Origin of the sequence: Coprobacter secundus subsp. similis, from assembly GCF_015097275.1 — a bacterium.
Lineage (GTDB): Bacteria > Bacteroidota > Bacteroidia > Bacteroidales > Coprobacteraceae > Coprobacter > Coprobacter secundus.
Genome location: NZ_AP023322.1, coordinates 109,170 through 132,940 on the forward strand (window position 1 = coordinate 109,170; position 23,771 = coordinate 132,940).

The following is a 23,771-nucleotide window of genomic DNA, read 5'->3' on the forward strand; positions in this document are numbered from 1 at the left end:
CGGGGAATAATTTTACAACAGGAATTCAAAGAAGGGGTTGCCCTTTGTTTAAACATTAATACATTAAAAAATGATTTACCTTATGAAAAAACAACGTTTACTTTTGGTTGCGGGTCTGATGACCTTTGTAATGAGCGGTGTGGTGCGGGCTCAGGTGGGACCGACTAACGAGACAGAGAATTACAGTCCTGACGGGACGTATTGGGGTACTCCGGTGCATTCGGTGGATGTGGATTTTACGAAGTGGTCGACGACGGACTTGGTGATGAACGAGGAGTTACAGGAGAAGGATAATATCGGCTTTTACAAGTTTGTGATTGCGGAGCGTACTTTCCCGCCTACTTGGGAGACGTCGGTATGCTTGCATAATAATAACCCGGTGTTGTCGTTGGGGAATAACCAGGCGGAGATGGCCAAGATTTATTTCCCTACTATGGCGGATGGTGCGGGGGCGATACGTATCGTGGGTTATGTCTCGGATAATACGGCGCGTCCTATCCAACTGAATTATTTCGTGGAGGGAACCAGCGAGAAGTGGGAATGGAAGGGGGGTATTACTCTTCCGAACAAGAGCGGGGATGAGGACCGGGTGGAGGCTGCCATCGATATTCCGGGCAAGGTGCGTATCGGGTTGTTTTATAATCAGGCTGCGTGGCCTTCGATAAAGAGTATCAGCATCAGCGCTTATGGGGAGAATCTGCCTACGGGCGTATCGGAGACGGTGCGGCCCGAGAGTATACGTATGGCGGGTGACTGCGTGTTGCTGGGCGAGGAGTGTGCGGATGTGCTGGTGTACAGCTTGGGCGGACAGTTGGTGCAGGAGTTACGGGGCGTGACGGGCCGTGTGGTTTTGCCGTCCGGTACGGGTATTGTGAAGGTAGTGGCAAAGGACAGGGTTGTATCGTTTAAGAAGTTGTAAATGGGCAGGGGCATTTTATTTTTTTTGGCGGGAGTGGTCGCCTCTTTCGGGAGTGTGACCGCTCTGCATGCGCAGGTGGGGCCGACGAATTCTACGGAGCATTATGAGGCAGACGGGACGTATAAGGGCACTCCGGTGCATTCGGTGGATGTGGATTTTACGAAGTGGTCGACGACGGACTTGGTGATGAACGAGGAGTTGCAGGAGAAGGATAATATCGGCTTTTACAAGTTTGTGATTGCGGAGCGTACTTTCCCGCCTGCTTGGGAGGCGTCGGTATGTTTGCATAATAATAACCCGGTGTTGCCTTTGGGGAATAACCAAAAGGAGATGGCCAAGATTTATTTCCCTACCATGGCGGATGGTGTGGGGAGTATACGCTTGTGCGGGTATGTCTCGGATGGTACGGCCCGGCCTATCCAGGTGAATTACTTTGTGGAGGGGCAGAGCAGTGACTGGGAATGGAAAGGGGGACTGTCGATACCGAACAAGTCGGGCGACGTGACTCAGGTGGAGATGGACATCAACGTGCCGGGCAAGGTGCGCATCGGGTTGTTTTATAATCAGGCTGCGTGGCCTTCGATAAAGAGTATCAGCATCAGCGCTTATGGGGAGGGTTTGCCGGAGGATGATGTACCGGAGGAGCCGGTGATAGATGAGCAGACTTTTGCTCTGATGCGGCAGAACATGCTGGAGAAGATTGTGCTGGGCAAGGGGTATGATGTGTCTGACGGGAGTGTGAGCAGCCGCATCGGTTCTATAACGACGAGTGCAAAGAATTATTGGTCGGCAATGGAGAAGAGCCCGTCGACGTATTTGTGGTCTGATTACAACAAGCTCAAGGGGGATGCTTCGAATACTCCGGGGCATGTGTATTATACGTACGGCCGGTTACTGACCATGGCGCAGGCTTATTGTTATGAGGGGCGCTTGTATCATGATGAGGAGTTGCTGAATGATATTGTGGCGGGGCTGGACTTCATGTACGAGTATGCGTTCAATGAGAATACTTCGCGTATCGGGAATTTCTGGGAGTGGCATATGGGAACTCCCGATTATTATGCGCGTATCGTTTCGTTGTTGTATGATGTGTTGCCTCAACGGGTGAAGACGAATTATTTCAACACGATAGTGGCCCAGTTGCGGAATTTTGTGGAGCGGGGTAATTATACGTACGGCAACCAGGCTACGGCTTGTGTGAGGTTGTTGTACTGCGGTGTGTTGTGCAATAGTGCGGAGGATATCGATATTGCGCTGAGAAGCTTGGTGAGGGCGTTTGTGGACAAGACGACGGTTTCCCAACGGAAGACGGCACAGGCGGAGTTTGAGAAGTTGTGGAAGGCGCAGGGCGATTATCATGATTATATGCCTGCCATAGGGAAGAAAGAGGGTCTTTATGAGGATGGTACTTTTATACAGCATATTGCGCTGCCTTATATCGGCGGGTACGGGAGCGAGATTATAGAGGCTTCGTCCAAGGTGTCGGCGATATTGGAAGGTTCGGGAATCGGGTTGCCCGATGAGATTGTGGAGAGTCTTTATACGTGGGTGACGAAGGCTTATTTCCCGACGATATATGAGGGTGAGATGATGATGATGTATATGGGTCGGGGTGTGAAGCGGAATCCGCATGATGTGGCTCGTGCGATTGCTCTTAATATCGCGGAGTCGGCGGACTTGCTGACGGATGCGGACCAGAAAAGGGATATCAAGGGGGTATGCAAGAGGATGTTGACGGATAACGGTTATTATCCGGATGTGTATTCGGGCTTCGACCCGATATTGGACAAGCCGCGGGTAGACCGTTTGTTGGGTGACGTTTCTGTACCGGTAGCGGGGGTGATTCCGTTTAATGTGGTCATGGCGGCGGGTGACCGGGTGATACATAACCGGCCGGATTTCCGTTTCGGGATTTCCATGTCGTCGTCGCGTATCGGCAAGTTTGAGTCTTTGAACAACGAGAATACGCGGGGTTGGTATCTGGGTGAGGGGATGACTTATATTTATAATAGTACTGACAGGAGCCAGTATGTGAATTACTTCAACCTGGTGAATATGCAGCGGCTGCCGGGGACGACGGTGGATGTGCTTGCGCGTTCTGTCTTGAAGACGAGCAATTACGGACTTTTCGGTATTCCGGTGAATGCCCAGGACTGGACGGGGGGTGCGAGCCTTAATGGTGTTTATGGTGTTGCGGGTATGCATCTGGTCAGTGAGGTGGGCTCGCTCGAAGGCCGGAAGTCATGGTTTATGTTCGATAATGAGGTTGTCGCGCTGGGTGCGGGTATTTCTATGACGGAGGAGCGTGCTGCCGAGACGGTTGTCGAGAACCGGAACAGTTTGAAGAGCCTTTATGTGGATGGGGTACTGAAGCCGTCTACGAAGGGCTGGTCTGAGGCGTTGCCGAATCCTCGGTGGATAAGCCTTGAGGGTACGGGCGGTTATTATTTCCCGCAGCCGTCGACGGTGAATGCCAAGAGGGACTATAACGGGTTTACGCAGTTGTATTTCGACCATGGTACGAGTCCTGAGAACGAGGGGTATGCGTATGTGCTGCTGCCGTCGTCGACGAGGGAGGAGACTGAGGCGTATGCTGCCCGCCCGGAGATAGAGGTGGTTTGTAATACGGATAATATACAGGCTGTCAGGGAGACGGGGCTGCGTGTCATGGGTATCAACTTCTGGCAGGCGGGACAGGTGGATGATATCGTTTGTGATGCTCCGGCTGCCGTAATGGTACGGGAGGATAGGGGGATGCTTTATGTTTCGCTGGCTGACCCGACTTGGAAGCAGACGTCTGTACGGTTGTCTCTGGCGGGCAGTTACCGCATGACCGGAGAGGATGGCCGGGTAAGGCTGGAGGCGAATGGCGACAGGACGGATGTGGTGTTTGATGTCACCGACAGAATGGGACAGTGTATAGAGGTGTCGTTGGCGGATAATGATTACAGCGGTTTGGACGAGGGGCGTGATGACGGGCCTGTGTATGTATGGGAACGGGGCTCAGCGACTGCGATTGTGCGGAATATGGAACCGGGAGGCCGGGTTGTGGTGTATGATGCGAGGGGACGACTGTGCCGTGTGGCTACGGCTGTCCTGGATGAGCTGCGGATGGACTTCTCGGGTTATGGTAAGGGTGTGTATGTTATTCGTTATTGCCGGCCTGATGGACGCTCGTATGTGTGGAAGTTTGTGAATATGTAGGCGAACGGGTTTCGTGATAGATAAAAGACCGGGCTGTAAACCCCTGCGGGGAGGGTTACAGCCCGGTTTGCTCTTGTTTGTTTTGAGTATGAAATTAGAGCCTATCTGAATTTTGCCTGAGTCAGATTTGAGAGGCTCTTAGAGCTTTGAGTTTGTTAATTAAATGCGGAAATCGAGAAATACTGCGTGGGTCGGATTGTTAATTTTTCTTATTTTATTTTTGGGGATGAGGAGTTTTTTGAGGTGGTATCTGTCGGCTTTATGTATTTGTTTTTTGATTTAGGAGGCTATGCGCTGACGTCACACACCCCTTTATCCCCTCTCAAGAGGGGAGATTTTGGATGTTGTTTTTTGTTGATAATTAGTGGGTTGAGTGTAAGGTTTCCCCTCTTGAGAGGGGATAAAGGGGTGTGTTATGGTGAGAGGTGCGGGTTAGGATGAGATGATTTTTCTGCTGTTTGGAGATGTGGCGTTTGTTGGCTTTTGGTGGTTGCTTTTGATTTTCAGGTAGCTATGCACGGGCGTCACACACCCCCCAGCCCCTCTCGAGAGGGGAGATTTTGGATGCTGCTTTCTTCTTGGAAATGAGTGGTTTGTGTGGTTTTTGATTCCCCTCTTGAGAGGGGATAAAGGGGTGTGTTACGGTGAGAGGCGCGGCATAGTTTGAGTTGTTTTTTCTGCTGTTTGGAGATGTGGCGTTTGTTGGCTTCTGGTGGTTGCTTTTGATTTTCAGGTAGCTATGCGTGGGCGTGACACACCCCCAGCCCCTCTGAAGTGCCCCCCAAAAGTTGGACGGGTTATACATTATCCGGTAATGGAAAGAGTCCGGTATTGTACCGGGCTCTTTCCCTTTAACCGGGATTTTATTCTCCTATGGTTATAATAATCGATATATTCCTCCAAAGCTCTCGTGAAGGCTTCAGGGGATTCGAAGTTTTCGGCATAGAGCAGCTCGGACTTCATGATGGCGAAGAAGCTCTCGGCCATGGCGTTGTCCAGGCAATTGCCCTTGCGTGACATGCTTTGGACCACGTTGCGCTCTTCGAGCCGTTGGCGGTAGCCGTAATGCTGGTATTGCCAGCCTTGGTCGGAGTGCAGGATTAGTCCTTCCAGGTCGTCATTCCGGGAAAAGGCTTTGTCCAACATATCGTAAATCTGTTCCATGTTGGGGGTTTCGGAGAGGTTATATGAGATGATTTCTCCATTGAACATGTCTATTATCGGCGAAAGGTACAGCTTGGCCGGACCGATGTTTATCTGCGTCACGTCCGTGGCCCATTTGCGGTTGGGGGCTTCGGCCCTGAAGTTCCTGGCGATGATGTTGGGGGCTGTCTTGCCGGCCTGGTGCCTGTATGAGCGGTAACGGACTTTGCGGATTCTGCTCTTGAGCTCCATTTCATCCATCAGCCGCCGTACGGTCTTATGGTTGGTCGTGAAGCCTCTGTTGCGCATCTCGGCCGTCACCCGACGGTAACCGTACCGGCCCTTATGTTCATGGTAAATGGATTTGACAAGTTCCTTTTCGTGTGCATACTTGTCCTTGTCTTTCAGATGTTTAAGATGATAGTAGAACACTGAACGGGCCATCCTTTTTAACTTTAGCAATAAGTCTAGGGGGTATTCCGGCCTTAGTTCGTCGATGGCTTTTGCCCATTCTCTCGTGCCCGGGCTTTCTTTTCCTCGACTAAGGCCTTCACTTTTTTTAGCAGCGCATTCTCGGCTCTGAGCCGCAGGTTTTCTGCCTGGAGTTTCTCCAGTTCTGTCTGTGGTTCTTTTTTCTTGGGTCTTGCCATGGGGCTCGGCTGTTTTATCCGGTAAAGGGAACCTCCTGTGCGGGCCTTTCTCAGCCAGGATTTTATGGTACTGCGGTCTACATCGTAACGGAGGCTCAGTTCTTGCAAAGATATTCTTTTTTTTGTATGTTCCCATATTATTCTTTCTTTTTCTTGGGTGTTGAAGTGGTATTTTGGGGTACGTATTCGGAGGCCTTGGTCTCCGTACTTTTCGTATCTCAGCAGCCAGTCTCTGACCATATGGCAGTCGAGATGTAGGGTCTTGCACAGACTCGAGAGGGGACGGCCTCTCTTGATTTGCCTGACTATGTCCCGCTTTTCTTCTAAGGTGTGTTTCATTATTGCACTGTTTTTATTGGGTTTTTTGTCCAACTTTTTGGGGGCACTTCACTCTCGAGAGGGGAGGTTTTGATGGTGCTTGTCTTTTTGTAAATTAGGGTATTATTGTATTGTTTCTCCCTCTTGAGAGGGGAAATAATAAGGTATTAAAGGCTTTGGGCGAAGATGGCTCGTGCCATTTCGGCATCGACATTTTTCTTTTCTCCGTAGACTGCTCCGCTTTTTTTGAGTCTTTGGTAGATGATATCGACGGCTTCGGCGGGGATGCCGTATTCGCTCATGCGGGTACGCAGTCCCATCTGCCGGAAGAAGGTTACGGTTTTTTCTATGGCTTTGTCGGCTTTCTGGTCGGTATTGCCGTCTTGTATGTGCCATACTCGCTCGGCGTATTGTGCCAGTTTTTCTTTTTTCTGCTCTTTGAGTATGGTGAGCAGTGCGGGAAATACAACGGCGAGTGTCTCGGCATGGTCTAAACCGTAGAGTATGGTGAGTTCGTAACCGATGCGGTGCGTGGCCCAGTCTTGGGGTACTCCCATGCCGACGAACCCGTTGAGTGCCATTGTGGTGCATAGCATGAAGTTGGCCATGGTGTCATAGTCGGTGGGGTGTTCCAATACTTTGGGGCCTATCTCGATGAGCGATAGCAGGGCGCCTTCGGCCCAACGGTCCATGAGTACGCTGTTGCCGGTCGTGGTCATGTATTGTTCCATGATGTGCATGAAGGAGTCTACTATGCCGTTTGACAGTTGCTTGCGGGGCAGTGTATAGGTGACTTCGGGGTCGAGTATGGAGAACCGGGGGAAGGAGAAGGGGGTGATGAATGATACTTTTTCTTTTGTGCGACGGCGGGAGAGTACTCCGCGGTGGTTCATTTCGGAACCGGTTGCGGGCAGGGTAAGGACTACTGCCAGCGGGGTGCTTCGGGTGATGAGCTCGTTGTGTATGGCGAGTTGCCAGGGGTCTTCTCCGTCGTAGGGAATGGCATGGGCTATGAATTTGGTGGCGTCTATTACGGAGCCTCCGCCTACGGCAACGAGGTAGTCGATGTCATTTTGGCGTGCCAGTGCCACGGCTTTCATTACGGTGTCATAGTCGGGATTGGGTTCTATGCCCCAGAACTCGATGCTGAAATGGTCTTTGAGTGCGTCTTTTACTTGTTGGTATACACCGTTGCGTTTGGCACTGCCGCCTCCGTAACATACCATGATTCTTTTTTCGGGTGCTATTTCGGTGGCCAGTCTGGAGATGGTGCCTTTTCCGAAAATGAGTTTGGTGGGATTCTCGAATGTAAAGTTTTCCATAATCGAAGGGTTTATGTGTTTGTTGTTTTTATTTCATGATTTTTTTCAACCATTTGAGTTTCCCGTCGTAGGGTGCAAATTTCATGCCGATATTGAACCGGGTCGTGCTTTGCACGATGGAGCGGGTGTGGCTGAATGTATCGAAGCTGTATTTGCCGTGATAGGCTCCTGTACCGCTGCTTCCTACTCCTCCGAAGGGGAGGTGGGTATTGGCTACGTGGGTGACGACATCGTTGATGCATGCTCCGCCGGATGATGTGTTTTGGAGTACGTACCGGGCTTTTTTCTTGTTTTGTCCGAAGTAGTAGAGCGCCAAGGGTTTTTCCTGGTTGTTGACGTAGTCGATGACGTTGTCTATATCGTCGAAGTCGAGCAGGGGGAGTATGGGCCCGAAAATTTCTTCGCTCATGATGCGGTTTTCGGGGAGGATGCCGGATATTACGGTGGGGGCGATATAGAGGTCTTTGTCGTCGTATTTGCCTCCGGCGACGATGTGTCCTTGCTTGAGCAGGAGCAGGAGGTTGTAGAAATGGTCTTGGCTGATAATGCGGGGGTAGTCGGGGCTTTCCTGGGGGGCTTTCCCGTATTGTCTTTCGATTTCTGCTTGTAGGGCTGTGATGAGTTTGTCTTTTACTTCCCGGTGTACGAAAATGTAGTCGGGGGCGACGCAAGTCTGCCCGCAATTGAGGTATTTGCCCCAGACGATGCGCCGTGCTGCGATTTGGATATGGGCGTCGTTGTCGACAATGCAGGGTGACTTGCCTCCTAATTCCAGTGTTACGGGGGTCAGGTTTTTGGCTGCGGCCATCATGATGCGTTTGCCGAATGCGACGCCTCCGGTGTAGAATATGTAATCGAAGTGTTGTTTCAGCAGGTTATCGGTCTGCCGGTTGTCGGTTTCGAGAAAGGCGATGTATTGCGGGGGAAAGGTTTCGGAAATGAGTTTGCCTAATATGTGGTTGGTATGAACGGTACGCGGCGAGGGTTTGAGTATGGCGCAGTTGCCTGCGGCAATGGCTCCGACGAGCGGGGCGAGCAACAGTTGTACGGGGTAGTTCCAGGGGGACAGGATAAGTACGATGCCGTATGGTTCGGGCCGGGTGTGGCTGGTGGAACCGAAGAGAAACAGGGGTGTTTTACAGCGTTTTGCGGCGGCCCATTTGTCCAGGTGCTTGAGTGTATGGCGAATTTCTGAAAGGATGAATCCTATTTCGGTCATGTAACTTTCGAACGGGGCTTTTCCCAAGTCTTTGCGCAGGGCTTCGGATAGTTCTTTTTCGTATTTCCGGATGGCTTTTTGCAGTGCTGTCAGAGATTGTTTTCTGAAAGATATGTCACCGGTCGTGCGGTTGTTGAAAAAGGCTCGTTGTTCCTTTATCAGTTCTTCGTAATTCATTCTTGGTGCGAACAATAATTCTCGTTAAATACAACTTTTTCCGAGGGCGTAAAGGTAATCATTTTTTGAGAGCTTGATTACATTTTCTGATAAAAGTAATCGGACCGAGTTTACTTTGTGTTTTTTTAGAGGCAGAGTTTGTTGGTTTGAGGTGTTTTTTTTGCTGTTTGGAGATGTGGCGTTTGTTGGCTTTTGGTGGTTGCTTTAGGTTTGAGGTGGCTGTGCGCAGGCGTAACACACCCCCAGCCCCTCTCGAGAGGGGAGGTTTTGGGTTGCTTGTTTCTTTTTGGTAGTGAGTGGTTTATGATGTTGTTTTCTTTTTCGAGGGGGGAATTTTAGTTGCGCTTTGAGGTTTATTTTAGGGAAAGGGGTGATAAACAAATCGTAAAATCGTTTGTTATAGTCTCGAACCTTGGTTGTATTTTTTATGGACGGGGTGGCATGTCCGTATTCCTGCGGGATGTTTTTGGGCTTGTTCTTGTCTGTTTTCGACGGGTTTATTAATGGCTTCTAAAACGGTAAGGTTTGATTATGGGTATATTGGGAAGGTATTATTTTTTTGTTGGGGCGGTGGCTTCTTGCCTGATACTGATGTGTGGGGCGGTGGCTGCTCAGAATGACGGCCGGTATCTGGACAGGGCGTTGCCTGAGGCTTGGGAGCCGGATACGCTTTTTGTACAGAAGTTGCCGGTAGAGGACCGGTGGTGGAAGGAGCTGGGCGATGTGCGGCTGGATTCTTTGATTTCTGTGGCTGTGGCGAATAATTATGATTTGCTGGAGGCCGGGGACCGTATCCGCCAGGCTCATGCGGTGATGCGTGGGGAGCAGGCGGCGTACTATCCGAGTGTGGACTTTACGGCGGGATGGATGCGGCAGCAGAGCAGCCGGAACTCGTCTCAGATAGCGATACCGGGGATAAGCCGGATAACGCAGTATGCTTCGGCTGACTTGTCGGCTAACTGGGAGATAGACCTCTTCGGTTCTATTCGTAACCGGGTGCGGTCTGAGAAGGAGTTGTACCGGGCTACACGTGAGGATTATAATGGCGTGATGGTATCGTTGTGCGCGGAGGTTGCTTCGGCGTATGCCCAGCTGCGGACGTGGCAGCAGCAGTATCTTGTGGCGGAGCAGCATATTGCTTCGCAACAGGCTATATTGCATATTACGGAGGTGAGGTATGATACGGGCTTGGCTTCGCAGCTGGATGTGTCGCAGGCCAAGTCGGTGTATTATAGTACGAAGGCTTCTTTGCCGGGTCTGGAGGCTTCGATAGAGCAGCAGATAAATGCGATTGCGGTCTTGTTGGGGGTGTATCCGGAGAGTTTGCGTCCTGTGCTGCGTGTACCGGCTCCGATTCCTGATTATCTCCGTATCGTGAGTGTGGGGATTCCTGTGAACTTGTTGAGACAGCGTCCTGATATTCGTGCGGCGGAGCGTACTGTGGCTTCTTATGCTGCTTCTGCGGGTGCTTCCCGTTCGGATTTTCTGCCTAAGTTTTATTTGAAGGGGAGTATCGGTTTTGCGGCTCGTGATATGGATGATTTTTTTAATCGCAAGAGCCTGACTTACCAGATTGCTCCGACGTTGAGCTGGAACTTGTTCCAGGGTATGCAGCGTACTCAGGCTTTGGCGGGTGCGAAGGCTAAACTGGACGAGAGTATCCGCCAGTATAACCAGACGGTGTTGACGGCTGTGCAGGAGGTGGACAATGCCATGACGGGGTATACTCATTCGCTGAAGCAGGTGGTTGCTTTGCGGGAGGTGGTGGTGCAGGGGGAGACTACTTTGCGCTTGTCGCTGGACTTGTATAAGCGGGGGTTGACTACTTTCCAGAATGTCTTGGATGCTTTGCGGTCGGTGTTGAGTTACCAGAATTCGCTGGTGTCGGCTCAGGGGAGCACTCTTTCTTATCTGATACAGTTGTACCGTTCGGTAGGCGGGGGCTGGGTGAGTGAGTGATGTCGTCGTGCGGATGCGGGATTTTGTTAAGGATGTTTTTATATAATTTTATGGAAATGGGGAGATGTATTTTTTATCATAGTGGTATGGGTGTGGTGATGGCGGCCGTTGTGTGCATGACTGCTTGTCATTCGAAAGAGCGGGGGCAGGTATCGGCTCCTGTTCCGGAGATATCTGTGGCTAAGCCGTTGGTGATGCCTGTTACTTTGCATAAGTCTTATCCGGGGTATCTGGTTTCGGAGAAGACGGTGAATCTGGTGGCGCGGGTGAATGGTTATTTGCAGAGCGTGTCTTTTGCTCCGGGGAGCATGGTGCAGAAGGGGAGCTTGCTTTTTACGATAGAGCCGACGTTGTATCAGGACCAGGTGAGCCAAGCTGAGGCGGGCGTGAAGTCGGCTGAGGCGAAGTTGTCGTATGCGCGGAACAGTTATGCCCGTATGAGGGAGGCTGCGCAGAGCGACGCGATATCGAAGATTGACTTGATACAGGCGGAGTCGAATGTACAGCAGGCGGAGGCTGCCTTGAAGGATGCCAATGCGCAGTTGACGACGGCTCGTACTAATCTGGGTTATTGCTACATACGTGCTCCGTTTACGGGCCGTGTGTCGAGGAGCTTGTTCGATGTGGGGAGTTATATCAGCGGGGCTGTACAGGCTACGACGTTGGCTACGTTGTATCAGGATGATAAGGTGTATGCTTATTTCAATATCGAGGATAACCAGTATTTGAGGATGATTATGGCTTCTCCGGAGGGGGAATTGAGGGGACGTATGCCCAAGGAGGTAAAATTGTCGTTTCAGGAGCCTTTGTCGGAGGAGTATGTGGGGAGGCTGGATTATCTCTCTCCGAATGTGGAGTTGTCGACGGGTACGTTGAATGTGCGTGCTGAAATCGATAATCCGAAGGGGGAACTCAAGAGCGGGTTGTATGTGACTATCAGTTTGCCTTATGGGGAGAATAGTGAGGCGGTACTGGTGCGGGATGCTTCGATAGGTACTGACCAGCTGGGCAAGTATGTGTATCTGGTGAATGACTCGAACCGGGTGGTTTACCGTCATATCGAGACGGGCGAGCTGGTGAACGATACTTTGCGAGAGGTTGTAAAGGGGGTGGATGCGAACGACCGTTATGTGACGAAGGCTTTGCTGAAGGTGCGTGACGGGATGTTGATCGCTCCGGTGGAGAGTAAGGATTGAGGGGTGTGTTTTCTCTGTAAAACTGATGGTTATGATTTCGAAATTTTTTATAGACCGACCGATTTTTGCTACTGTCATCGCCATATTGATGGTGCTGGCGGGTGTGGTGACGTTGAATACGTTGCCTGTGGCGCAGTTTCCTGACATTACTCCTCCTACGGTGCAGGTGACGGCTACGTACCCGGGTGCGAGTGCGGAGACGGTGGCGCGTACTGTGGGTGCTCCGATAGAGGAGCAGGTGAACGGTGTGGACGGGATGATTTATATGAGTTCGTCGTCATCGAGTTCGGGGCAGTATACGCTGACGGTGACTTTTGAGGTGGGTACGGATATCGACATGGCTACGGTCTTGGTGCAGAATCGCGTGAATATAGCGCAGGGGAGTTTGCCGGAGGCTGTGATACAGCAGGGTATCATCACGAGGAAGCAGTCTACGAATATCGTGATGTTCCTTTCGTTGCAGTCGGATAATGCGCAGTATGATGGTCTGTATTTGTCGAATTATGCGACTTTGAACTTGACCGACGAGTTGTCGCGCCTGCCGGGGGTGGGCTCGGTGAATGTGTTCGGTGCGGGTGATTACAGTATGCGTATCTGGTTGGACCCGGAGGTCATGCGTATACGGCAGTTGACGCCGTCGGATGTGTATGCGGCGGTGCAGTCGCAGAATATGGAGGTCTCGGCGGGTACGGTGGGGCAGCCTCCGATGAATGGGCCTGTCGATTTCCAGTTTACTCTTACGGCCCAGGGACGGCTGATTACTCCGGAGGAGTTTGGCAATATTGTCATCAAGACTTTGCCCGACGGGAGTTATTTGCGGTTGAAGGACTTGGGGACGATAGATTTGGGGAGCTCGACGTACGGGGTCACGTCTACGCAGAAGGGGAAGCAATCGGCTGCTATCGCGATATACCAGTTGCCGGGTTCTAATTCTCTGGATGTGGCGAAGGCTGTGAGGGCCAAGATGGAGGAACTGGAGCGGTATTTCCCTACGGATATCACGTATGATGTGGTACTGGACACGACGGAGTTTGTATCGGCGTCGATAGATGAGGTGCTGGTTACTTTTCTTGAGGCTACTTTGCTGGTGATGCTGGTGATATTGCTTTTCTTGCAGAACTTCCGTGCGATGATAATCCCGTCGCTTACGATTCCGGTGTCGCTGATTTGTACGTTTGCGGTGATGAAGTTGTTCGGCTTTTCGATAAATACGCTTACTCTTTTCGGGTTGGTACTGGCTATTGCCATTGTGGTGGATGATGCTATCGTGGTGGTGGAGAACTCTACGCGGCTTCTGGATACGGGCAAGTATGACCGTAAGACGGCGGTGACGATTGCGATGAAGGAGATTACGGGCCCGGTGGTGGGGGTGGTGCTGGTGTTGCTGGCGGTGTTTATCCCGACGGCTTTTATCGGCGGTATTACGGGGCAGTTGTATAAGCAGTTTGCCTTGACGATAGCGACAGCGACTTTTTTCAGCGGATTTAATTCTTTGACCTTGACTCCTGCTTTGTGTGCTATATTTCTGGAACCGACGAAGGAGGCGAAGTCGTTTGTGTACAGGGTCTTCAACAAGGGGTATGATGCTACGTTGCGGGGGTATGTGCGTGTGATAACTTTTTTGCTGGGGCGTCCCGGAATGACGATGTTGGTGTTTGTCGCGGTTTCGGCCGTGACGTTGTGGATGTTTGTGAAATGGCCTACTTCTTTTATCCCTCAGGAGGACCAGGGTTATTTTGTGGTATCGGTGCAGTTGCCTAATGCGGCGGGGCTGGACCGTACGCAGCAGGTGACGCGGCGTATCGGGGGGATACTGGATTCTTATCCGGAGGTGAGGACGTATTTGTGTATCGATGGCTTCTCGATGATGCAGGGTGGCAACTCGTCTAATGGTGCTACGTTTTTCGTGATGTTGAAGAGCTGGGACGAGCGCAAGTCGAAGGATGAGAGTGTGTTTTCGGTGGTGAAACGGCTGAATGCGGATGCGTCGGCTATCGAGGAGGCTACTGTCTTTGCGGTGAACCCGCCTGCTATCTCGGGACTGGGGGTTACGGGCGGACTGGAGTTTGAGCTGGAGGACCGTAGCAACTTGGGTGCTACGGAGTTGCAGAATGCTGTGAATGCCTTGTTGGGCCGGGTACGGGAGGAGCCGTCTTTGATGATGTTGAATTCGATGTTCCAGGGTAATACGCCTCAGTATTTTTTGAATATCAACCGGGACAAGGTGAAGATGCAGGGCCTGGTATTGAAGGATGTGTTTACGACTTTGTCTTCTTATATGGGTACGGCTTATGTGAATGATTTTGTGGAGTTCGGCCGTGTGTATCAGGTGAAACTGGGTGCTGATGCGCGGAGCCGTGCGGTCATCGATGATGTGATGAAATTGAGTGTGCGTAACCAGAAGGGGGATATGGTACCGTTCTCGTCGTTTACGACTCTTGAGGAACAGGAGGGGCTCGACCAGGTGACGCGGTACAATATGTATACGGCTGCTGCTATTACGGCGATACCGGCTCAGGGGTATAGTACGCGCCAGGCCATAGAGGGAATGGAGGAGTTGACGCGGAATGTGCTGGGTACGAATTTCGGGTATAGTTGGACTTCGGAGGCGTATCAGGAGACGCAGTCGAGTTCGTCGGTAAGCTTGATATTTGTGCTGGCTATCGTAATTGTGATTTTGGTGCTGGCGGCCCAGTATGAGAGCTGGACGAGCCCGATTGCCGTGATTTTGAGTTTGCCGCTGGCTTTGTTGGGTGTGGTGCTGGGTTGTATGGTGATGAGTTTGCCTATCAGTATTTACAGCCAGATAGGCATTGTATTGCTGATTGCTCTCTCGGCAAAGAATGCGATTTTGATAGTGGAGTTTGCCATCGATTACCGCAACAACGGGGAGTCTATCACTCAGGCTTCGATAGAGGCTGGCCGGGTGCGGTTGCGTCCTATATTGATGACTTCTTTTGCTTTTATCCTGGGTGTGATGCCGTTGATGTTTGCGTCGGGTGCGGGTGCCGAGAGCCGTATTGCGCTGGGTACGGCGGTGGTGTTCGGAATGACATTCAATACGTTGCTGGGGACTTTGTTCGTACCTAATTTTTATCATTTGATGCAGACTGTGCAGGAGCGTTTTCTGACTCGTAAGGGGGGAAAGGTTCCGGCTTCGACGGAGAAGATGCAGATGGATTGATTGTTTGTTTGGTTATATCGGTAGGGAGGGCGTCACCGGGTATTTGGTGGCGTCCTTTTTTGGTATTATGGTGTTTGGGCAGAGGAGTTGTTTAGAGGTACGTTTTCTTGGCTTTAGTGACTGCTTTGAGTTTGGGTAGCTGTGCTCGGGCGTGACACACCCCCGGCCCCTCTGAAGTGCCCCCAAAAAGTTGGACAAAAAACCCAATAAAAACAGTGCAATAATGAAACACACCTTAGAAGAAAAGCGGGACATAGTCAGGCAAATCAAGAGAGGCCGTCCCCTCTCGAGCCTGTGCAAGGCCCTACATCTCGACTGCCATATGGTCAGAGACTGGCTGCTGAGATACGAAAAGTACGGAGACCAAGGCCTCCGAATACGTACCCCAAAATACCACTTCAACACCCAAGAAAAAGAAAGAATAATATGGGAACATACAAAAAAAAGAATATCTTTGCAAGAACTGAGCCTCCGTTACGATGTAGACCGCAGTACCATAAAATCCTGGCTGAGAAAGGCCCGCACAGGAGGTTCCCTTTACCGGATAAAACAGCCGAGCCCCATGGCAAGACCCAAGAAAAAAGAACCACAGACAGAACTGGAGAAACTCCAGGCAGAAAACCTGCGGCTCAGAGCCGAGAATGCGCTGCTAAAAAAAGTGAAGGCCTTAGTCGAGGAAAAGAAAGCCCGGGCACGAGAGAATGGGCAAAAGCCATCGACGAACTAAGGCCGGAATACCCCCTTGACTTATTGCTAAAGTTAAAAAGGATGGCCCGTTCAGTGTTCTACTATCATCTTAAGCATCTGAAAGACAAGGACAAGTATGCACACGAAAAGGAACTTATCAAAGCCATTTACCATGAACATAAGGGCCGGTACGGTTACCGTCGGGTGACGGCCGAGATGCGCAACAGAGGCTTCACGACCAACCATAAGACCGTACGGCGGCTGATGGATGAAATGGAGCTCAAGAGCAGAATCCGCAAAGTCCGTTACCGCTCATACAGGCACCAGGCCGGCAAGACAGCCCCCAACATCATCGCCAGGAACTTCAGGGCCGAAGCCCCCAACCGCAAATGGGCCACGGACGTGACGCAGATAAACATCGGTCCGGCCAAGCTGTACCTTTCGCCGATAATAGACATGTTCAATGGAGAAATCATCTCATATAACCTCTCCGAAACCCCCAACATGGAACAGATTTACGATATGTTGGACAAAGCCTTTTCCCGGAATGACGACCTGGAAGGATTAATCCTGCACTCCGACCAAGGCTGGCAATACCAGCATTACGGCTACCGCCAACGGCTCGAAGAGCGCAACGTGCTCCAAAGCATGTCACGCAAGGGCAATTGTCTGGACAACGCCATGGCCGAGAGCTTCTTCGCCATCATGAAGTCCGAGCTGCTCTATGCCGAAAACTTCGAATCCCCTGAAGCCTTCACGAGAGCTTTGGAGGAATATATCGATTATTATAACCATAGGAGAATAAAATCCCGGTTAAAGGGAAAGAGCCCGGTACAATACCGGACTCTTTCCATTACCGGATAATGTATAACCCGTCCAACTTTTGGGGGGCACTTCACTCTCGAGAGGGGAGGTTGGGATGCTGTTTTTAGATATATACCGCTATTTTTCAGAGATTTATAAATCTGTTTTCTTGGTATGGGCAATGGATTTGTAACGTGCTATCTTCTTCTTGTCTCAAATGGAAGTGGTAAGATTGGCTGATGACAGAGGTAAGCAAAATTTCTGATTGTCCAGTGTGCCATGATAAAACAGCTGTATCCAACTCCATGCAGCACTATACGATATAGACATCATTTATTGTTTTTTTAGTTTCTTTATCTCTTTGTCAAAATCACTTTCCAGCAAATCCATTTCCCGTTTGCGATAGATTTCGAATTCCTTTTCGGCTTTTTCAATCGCTTGTTGATGCGAAATGTTTCCCTTGCCAATCAAAACTTTCCGTTTATGGGCAATAATTTGGTTATCCAATGCTTCTATCCAATCTTTCATTGTCATAGGATTCATTTCCAATGCCTGAAATTCTGCAAAATCCAAGAAACCTGAAACAAGCAGATTCAAACGTTGGAGTTCAATCTCAGACAAATAGTTCTTGGCTATTTTCACATCGTCTTTAGTCACGTAGTTGCCTTTAAAATTTGTCATGCCCACAAATGGCTTTTCGTTATCTGCCCGATGATAGATTACTTCTGCGGCGGTATTCTCATGGACAGCGTAATGCAACTTGTTTTGTACGGTGGAGAAGAATATTTTAGTCATTTCACTGCGAGGGTCATAGTCCGTTGCCGTAGCATAAATGTCCGTAACCTGTTGGTAAAAGTTACGTTCACTACTACGAATATCCCTGATACGTTGCAATAGCTCTCGGAAGTAACGGTTTCCCCCTTGTTTCAATCGCTCGTCATCCATAGCAAACCCTTTTTGGATATATTCGTGAAGCCGTTGGGTAGCCCATCTGCGGAACCGTGTAGCCACCTGTGACTGGACACGATAACCCAAGGCAATAATCATATCAAGGTTATAGTGGTCAATGTTACGTTTTACTTGACGATTACCCTCTTGGCGAACTGATAAGAATTTCTTATAAGTTCGATTCTCATCCAGTTCTTGGTCTGCATATATGTTCTTAATATGCATAGAAATATTCTCTTGTGTCGTACAATATATTTCTGCCAACTGATTCTGTGTCAGCCATAAATCTTCTTCTGCAAAGCGTACCGATACACGGGTGATTTCGTTATCGTCTTGGTAGAGTATTATTTTGTTTTCTTTTTCCATATATGTATTGTGTGTGGGGAGTAAATTGAGCTCGATTCATTGCTGATTGGATTATCTTATTTTTATAGTACAAAATTACGAAAATCTCCCTATAGACCGAGAACAATCCATAATAAACTTATTGAATGGTGAATTGAGTAAATTATATGATGTAAATTATGTTGTACTCTGTTTTTCTTGGCTCTATAAAATCCCAATCAGCTAAAATTTCTCACTCCTTTTTAGAGGCTGGATTCTAAATCCATTCCGGAGGGGATTTAAGGGGTGTGTTACGGAGAGATGTGCGATATAGGCAGAGGAGTTGTTTAGATGTACGTTTTCTTGGCTTTAGTGACTATTTATATTTTGGGTAGCTGTGCTCGGGCGTGACACACCCCCGACCCCTCTCGAGAGGGGAGGTTTGGGATGCTGTTTTCTTGTTGGTAATTAGGAATTTGTGGCGTTGATTTTCCTTTCTTGAGAGGGGATCAAGGGGTGTGTTACGGAGAGATGTGCGATATAGGCAGAGGAGTTGTTTAGATGTACGTTTTCTTAGCTTTAGTGACTGCTTTGAGTTTGGGTAGCTGTGCTCGGGCGTGACACACCCCGACCCCTCTCGAGAGGGGAGGTTTGGGATGCTGTTTTCTTGTTGGTAATTAGGAATTTGGGGTGTTGATTTTCCTTTCTCCAAAGGAGAGTTTACCGCGTTTTGGCCTTTGGTGGGCTTTTATCGGGGGGTGGATTTGGGGATTGGGGCGAGCAGGAATGAGGCGATGGTGAGCAGCAGGAAGCAGGCGAATATCGTGTACATTCCTTGTGTGGATTGTGTGAGGTCGTTGATATAGCCGATAAGCAGGGGTATTATGGCTCCTCCGGAGACGGCCATAATCATCAGTCCCGATATTTCGTTGGCTTGCCGGGGTTTGTGCTGGAGTGCCAGTGAGAGGAGTATGGAGAAGATGTTGGCACACATGAGTCCTGTGATGAATATGCTGGTGAGTACCCAGGGGGTGTTGTGGGGCATGAGCATCATGGAGAGGAATGTGAGTGTGCCTGTGATGAGGATGATTTGCAGTAGTTTGCGGGCGGGATAGCGTACGAGTATCCATGCTCCGAGCAACGAGCCAATGATGCGTGCGGTGAAGTAGAGGGTGGGGCCGAGCCCGGCTTCTTTGAGGCTGAAGTGGCTGTGCGTGATGAGGAACCGGGGTGTGTAGACGTTCATGGCTACGTCGATTCCGACGAAGAGGAAGAGGGATGTGAAGAGGAGCAGGATGTACTTGTCGGTGAGGAGGGGGAGCAGGGACTTGTTGCCGGTTTGTCCGGGGGCTCTTTTTTCTTGTATGGGCATTTTCCACAGCCAGAGGGTGGCTGCCAGCGTGATGGTGCAGTAGAGGATGAATATGTTTTTCCAGTTGTCGGAGATGAGCAGGACGAGGGCGAGAAGGGAGGGCCCGAGGGCCGATGATGCTGACCTGAAGAATTGCCCTAATGTGAGTGAGGAGGTGAGGTGTCGGGGGTCTACGACATCGCCGAGCAGGGGATTTACGGAGGTTTGCATGAGGGTGTTGCCTATGCCTGCCAATGCGAATGCTATGAGCATGTGTGTGAATGTGTAGCCGGTGAGGGGTACGAGCATGGCGGCGAGTGTGATGATGAAGCTGAGCAGGACGCTGTTTTTCCTGCCGATACGGTTCATGAGCAGCCCGGAGGGTATGGCCAGGAAGGCAAAGCTGATAAATGCCATCATGGGGAGGAAGGATGTCATGGACTCGTTGAGCCGGAAGTCTTCTTTGACGTAGTTGGCTGATATGCCTACGATGTCGACGAGCCCCATGATGAAGTATGCGAAGTAGATGGAGGCGAGTGTGAGGGTTGCTTTGTTTCTCATGCGGTGTGTAATATGGGGTCAGTTCTTGTTTTCTTTTTTGCGTCCGGCTACGGCTGCGATGGATAGTATGACTCCTAATACGATGCTCAGGGATGCTGCAAAGAGTACTTGCGACTGGGGTGGCAGGAGGAAGGTAATGGTGTGTGCGGGTATCCAGAAGAGGGGTATCGTCTTTTTGAATACGAATTGCCATTGTACTTTCCAGTTGAGCGAGCCGAGTATTTTGCCGAAGGGTATGGGGGTGATGAGGGCTTTGGGCTTGCCCCCGCAGTTGAGGATGTGGGTGTCTGTGATTTTGTGCAGGGTCATGAATACGGGGCCGAAGGTGGTGTTCATCATGAGGCTGATGAGGAATGCCCGCAGGAGGTTGCCCGGGGTGAGTCCTTCTTGTGCGGGGTGTATGAGGTCTCCGAGCCCGAGGCTGGTCATGAGCCCGGGTACTCCTGAGGCGAAGGTTTTCATGGCAATGGCAATCCACGTGCCGAGAAGTCCCCAGACTACGGCGCGGGGGAGTATGCCGAAGCCTTTTTCGGTGTAGTTGCCGTTTTTTATCCTGAGTCCTATCATCTCCCCGAAGGTGGCGAGGAGGGCAAACTTGGCGAATGCGAGCAGGTAGGGGTGCTGGCGGTTGGTTTCTTGGTAGTGGTCATAAAGGGTGTCGCTCAGCAGGAAGGGAGCGAAAATGGCGATGATGATGAGCAGGCATATCCAGTCTTTTGTTTTCATGGGTTGTTGTTGTTTGTTGATTCTTATTTTATTTTGGTGAACGCCGAAGGTGGCGGCACGCCCTCTTGAGGGAGGGGTGCGTCAAAACCGGTTGATGGTCTGCCGTATGGCTACGAGTCTTTCGAGCAGGGGTTCGAGCAGGTCGAGGCGCAGCATGTTGGCTCCGTCGGATTTGGCTTTTGAGGGTTCGGGGTGTGTCTCCATGAACAGCCCGTCGGCTCCTGTGGCGATGCCTGCGCGGGCTATGGTCTCGATGAGCTGGGGCATGCCTCCGGTGACTCCGGATGTCTGGTTGGGTTGTTGCAGGGAGTGTGTGACGTCGAGTATTACGGGGTATCCGAATGTTTGCATTTCGGGGATGCCTCGGTAGTCGACAATGAGGTCGTGGTATCCGAATGTGGTGCCTCGCTCGGTAATGGCTACTTTGTCGTTGCCGGCGTCTATGATTTTTTGTGCGGCGAATTTCATGGCTTCGGGGGAGAGGAATTGTCCTTTTTTTATGTTTACGGTCTTTCCGGTCTGTGCGGCGGCTATGAGCAGGTCGGTCTGCCGGCAGAGGAAGGCCGGTATTTGGAGTACGTCTACGTATTCGGCAGCGATGGCCGCTTCGGCGGCGGTGTGTATGTCGGTCACAACGGGTATGCCGAATGTTTCGCTTATGCGGCGCAGGATGCGGAGGGCTTTTTCGTCACCGATTCCGGTGAAGGAGTCGATACGCGAGCGGTTTGCCTTGCGGTATGAGCCTTTGAATATGTAGGGGATGTCGAGCCGCCGGGTTATCTTGACGATGTGCTCGGCTATGTTGAGTGCCATGTCTTCGCCTTCGATGACGCAAGGGCCGGCCAACAGGAAGAAATTGTTTGTTTGTGAGGCTTTGAGTTTGTCTGTTTGTAATAGCATGTTTTTTATTTGTTTTATTCGTTTATCAGTTGTAATGTGTGGCAGGCGACTACTCCGGCGGTTTCGGTGCGTAGCCTGCTGTTTCCTAATGATACGGGGATGAATCCTCCGGCGATGGCTGCTTCTACTTCTTCGGTGCTGAAGTCTCCTTCGGGCCCGATGAGGACCAGTGTGTTTGTGCCCGGCTTACAGGCGTTTTTCAGCAGGGTTTTATTGTCCTGGTCGTAGCAATGGGCTATGTATTTGTCTCCGTCAAAGGGTTGTGCGATGAACTTTTTGAAATCGGTGATTCCGGACAGTGCGGGCAACGTGGCTTTGAGGGATTGCTTGGCTGCTGATATGATGATTTTTTCGATGCGTTCGTTTTTGACTTCTTTGCGTTCCGAGTAGCGGCAGTGCAGCAGGGTAATGGCGTCGATGCCTATTTCGGTGCATTTTTCGGCAAACCATTCTATGCGGTCGATGTTTTTGGTGGGTGCTATGGCTATGTGCAGGGTGCAGTTCCACGGGTTGGGGGAGGGTATCTTCTCTATGATGCTGACGGTGCAGTGCTTGGGGTGTGCCAGGGTGATGGCGGCACGGTAGAAGGTCCCTTTGCCGTCCATCAGGCGTATTTCGGTGCCTTCGGCGAGGCGCAACACGCGTACGCAGTGCCGCGATTCTTCTTCGGGCAGTTCGAGGGTGGTTCCGATATGGGGTGTGTAGAAAATGTGCATAATTTGTTGTTGTATTTTTTGTATTTTTTATGGGTGCGGGCCGTCTTGTCTTGTGTTTTTCCCGAAACGGGGCTTGTTGCTTCCGGTTGTCGGGAGGGGGACGGCGCGTTATCCGACTATCATGCCGATGAGTGTTGCCGACATGCAGGATGCCAGCATGCCGCTTATCATCGCCAGGGGCCCGTATCGGGTCAGCATTTTTCTCTGGCCGGGTGCCAACACGCCGATGCCTCCGATTTGCATTCCGATGGAGCTGATGTTGGCAAATCCGCACAGTGCAAATGTAGTGATAATTATGGATTTTTCTTGTATGAGGGCTCCTGCGTTTTTCAGGGTGTTGAAGTCGGCGTAGGCGACAAATTCGTTGAGCACCATCTTGGTTCCCAGCAGGCTGCCGACGGCGGCCATGTCTTCTTTGCAGACGCCCATGAGCCATGCCAGAGGGGTGAAAATCCACCCGACAAGTGTCTGGAAGTCGAATTGCATGGGTCTCCCGTATAGTGTGGAGAGCCATTGGTTGAGTCCGGTGTATCGGCCGATGAGTCCTCCGAGAAGGTAATTGAGGAGGGCGATCATGGCGATGAATGTGAGCAGTAGTGCGGCGACGGTGACCGCGAGTTTTACTCCTTGCACGGTGCCTTTGGATATGGCGTCGAGCAGGTTGTCGCCGCTGTCTATCGTGTTTACTTTTATGGTGTTGTCTGTTTTCTCGTTTTGGGGGACGATGATTTTGGCAAATACGATGGCTGCAGGGGCTGCCATGACCGAGGCCGAGAGCAGGTAGCGGGCGAATGTGACTCGTGCTTGGGGGTCGTCGCCTCCCAGCATGCCTATGTATGCGGTCATGACGGCTCCGGCGATGGTTGCCATACCGGCTGTCATGACGAGGAATATTTCGGAACGGTTCATCCGGGGGAGGTATTCTTTGGCAAGCAGGGGTGCTTCGCATTGTCCGAGGAAGATGTTTCCGGCCACGGTGAGTCCTTCGGCTCCGGAGATGCGGAATATGCCTTTGAGGCACCAGGCGAAGAGTTGTACTATTTTTTGTATGATGTGCAGGTAGTATAGCAGGCTGGTGAGGGCCGAGAAGAAGATAATGGTGGGGAGTACTTGGAAAACGAATATGTATCCTATGTGCTTGCTGTCGAGCAGGCTGCCGAAGAGAAAGGCGGAGCCGGCTCGTGTGAAGTCCATGATTTTTACAAACGCTCGTCCTGCCCATTCGAAACTGTTCTGGATGAATGGGACGTAGAGGATGCCGAATGCGAGAATGAGCTGGAGGGCCAGTCCCGTGGCGACGGTGCGCCAGGGGATGTTTTTCCGGTCTGTGCTCAGGAGGTATGCGATGAGGAGGAGTGCCATTATTCCTAATATGCCTCTTCCTATGGATAGCAGGCTGATGCCTTGTGCCGGGATAGTCATGTTACGAACGGTCGGTAATAAGGGTTTGTAATTTTTTTGAA

The 23,771-nt window shown here is 50.8% G+C and carries 15 protein-coding genes and 2 pseudogenes; 7 read left to right on the forward strand and 10 right to left on the reverse strand.

Going from position 1 to position 23,771, the window contains the following annotated elements; all coding sequences use genetic code 11:
- Positions 1-82: 82 nt before the first annotated feature.
- Together Cop2CBH44_RS00325 and Cop2CBH44_RS00330 are read left to right on the forward strand one after the other, a co-directional pair.
- Positions 83-919 (forward strand): hypothetical protein, encoded by an 837-nt coding sequence (locus tag Cop2CBH44_RS00325; protein ID WP_157256175.1) that lies wholly within the window; start codon positions 83-85, stop codon positions 917-919.
- Positions 920-4,123, forward strand: a complete 3,204-nt coding sequence (locus tag Cop2CBH44_RS00330; protein WP_200755280.1) for a polysaccharide lyase 8 family protein — start codon at positions 920-922, stop codon at positions 4,121-4,123. It begins immediately after the preceding gene.
- Positions 4,124-4,927: 804 nt separating this feature from the next.
- Here the strand turns inward: Cop2CBH44_RS00330 and Cop2CBH44_RS00335 are convergent.
- The 4 genes and pseudogenes from Cop2CBH44_RS00335 to Cop2CBH44_RS00345 all read right to left on the reverse strand — a co-directional run.
- Positions 4,928-5,767 (reverse strand): annotated as a pseudogene (locus tag Cop2CBH44_RS00335) (IS3 family transposase); the annotation flags it as partial.
- Entirely contained in the window at positions 5,752-6,255 is a 504-nt protein-coding gene (locus Cop2CBH44_RS16425; protein WP_246469148.1) for a transposase, read from the reverse strand. The gene Cop2CBH44_RS16425 and the pseudogene Cop2CBH44_RS00335, both read right to left, overlap by 16 nt.
- Before the next feature lie 146 nt (positions 6,256-6,401).
- Positions 6,402-7,556: an iron-containing alcohol dehydrogenase gene (locus Cop2CBH44_RS00340; protein WP_021929917.1), complete on the reverse strand. Its 1,155-nt coding sequence runs from the start codon at positions 7,554-7,556 to the stop codon at positions 6,402-6,404.
- 28 nt (positions 7,557-7,584) lie between these two features.
- Positions 7,585-8,952 (reverse strand): aldehyde dehydrogenase, encoded by a 1,368-nt coding sequence (locus tag Cop2CBH44_RS00345; RefSeq protein WP_200755281.1) that lies wholly within the window; start codon positions 8,950-8,952, stop codon positions 7,585-7,587.
- Between the two features lie 531 nt (positions 8,953-9,483).
- Here Cop2CBH44_RS00345 and Cop2CBH44_RS00350 point away from each other — a divergent pair.
- The 5 genes and pseudogenes from Cop2CBH44_RS00350 to Cop2CBH44_RS00370 form a co-directional block, all read left to right on the forward strand.
- The gene (locus tag Cop2CBH44_RS00350) at positions 9,484-10,911 is read left to right on the forward strand and encodes an efflux transporter outer membrane subunit (protein ID WP_200755282.1); all 1,428 of its coding nucleotides are present in this window, start codon (positions 9,484-9,486) and stop codon (positions 10,909-10,911) included.
- Positions 10,912-10,997: 86 nt separating this feature from the next.
- On the forward strand, positions 10,998-12,107 hold the full coding sequence (locus Cop2CBH44_RS00355; RefSeq protein WP_200755891.1) for an efflux RND transporter periplasmic adaptor subunit: 1,110 nt from the start codon (positions 10,998-11,000) through the stop codon (positions 12,105-12,107).
- Between the two features lie 31 nt (positions 12,108-12,138).
- Positions 12,139-15,291 (forward strand): efflux RND transporter permease subunit, encoded by a 3,153-nt coding sequence (locus tag Cop2CBH44_RS00360; RefSeq protein WP_044229035.1) that lies wholly within the window; start codon positions 12,139-12,141, stop codon positions 15,289-15,291.
- Between the two features lie 223 nt (positions 15,292-15,514).
- Entirely contained in the window at positions 15,515-16,018 is a 504-nt protein-coding gene (locus tag Cop2CBH44_RS00365) for a helix-turn-helix domain-containing protein (protein WP_200755283.1), read from the forward strand.
- Positions 16,003-16,842 (forward strand): annotated as a pseudogene (locus tag Cop2CBH44_RS00370) (IS3 family transposase); the annotation flags it as partial. The gene Cop2CBH44_RS00365 and the pseudogene Cop2CBH44_RS00370, both read left to right, overlap by 16 nt.
- 273 nt (positions 16,843-17,115) lie before the next feature.
- Here the strand turns inward: Cop2CBH44_RS00370 and Cop2CBH44_RS00375 are convergent.
- The 6 genes from Cop2CBH44_RS00375 to Cop2CBH44_RS00400 form a co-directional block, all read right to left on the reverse strand.
- Positions 17,116-18,096, reverse strand: coding sequence for a virulence RhuM family protein (locus Cop2CBH44_RS00375; protein WP_200755284.1), 981 nt, complete (start codon positions 18,094-18,096; stop codon positions 17,116-17,118).
- 706 nt (positions 18,097-18,802) lie between these two features.
- Positions 18,803-19,966, reverse strand: a complete 1,164-nt coding sequence (locus tag Cop2CBH44_RS00380) for an MFS transporter (RefSeq protein WP_074023902.1) — start codon at positions 19,964-19,966, stop codon at positions 18,803-18,805.
- Between the two features lie 18 nt (positions 19,967-19,984).
- Positions 19,985-20,692 carry an Mpv17/PMP22 family protein gene (locus Cop2CBH44_RS00385; RefSeq protein WP_200755285.1) on the reverse strand — a complete coding sequence of 236 codons (708 nt, stop codon included), beginning with the start codon at positions 20,690-20,692 and terminating at the stop codon, positions 19,985-19,987.
- 81 nt (positions 20,693-20,773) lie between these two features.
- The gene (gene kdsA, locus Cop2CBH44_RS00390) at positions 20,774-21,592 is read right to left on the reverse strand and encodes a 3-deoxy-8-phosphooctulonate synthase (protein WP_200755286.1); all 819 of its coding nucleotides are present in this window, start codon (positions 21,590-21,592) and stop codon (positions 20,774-20,776) included.
- A 14-nt stretch (positions 21,593-21,606) separates the two neighbouring features.
- Complete coding sequence (locus Cop2CBH44_RS00395) at positions 21,607-22,308, reverse strand: 16S rRNA (uracil(1498)-N(3))-methyltransferase (RefSeq protein ID WP_200755287.1); 702 nt, start codon at positions 22,306-22,308, stop codon at positions 21,607-21,609.
- 108 nt (positions 22,309-22,416) lie between these two features.
- Positions 22,417-23,730 carry a NupC/NupG family nucleoside CNT transporter gene (locus Cop2CBH44_RS00400; protein WP_021929288.1) on the reverse strand — a complete coding sequence of 438 codons (1,314 nt, stop codon included), beginning with the start codon at positions 23,728-23,730 and terminating at the stop codon, positions 22,417-22,419.
- Positions 23,731-23,771 lie beyond the last annotated feature (41 nt).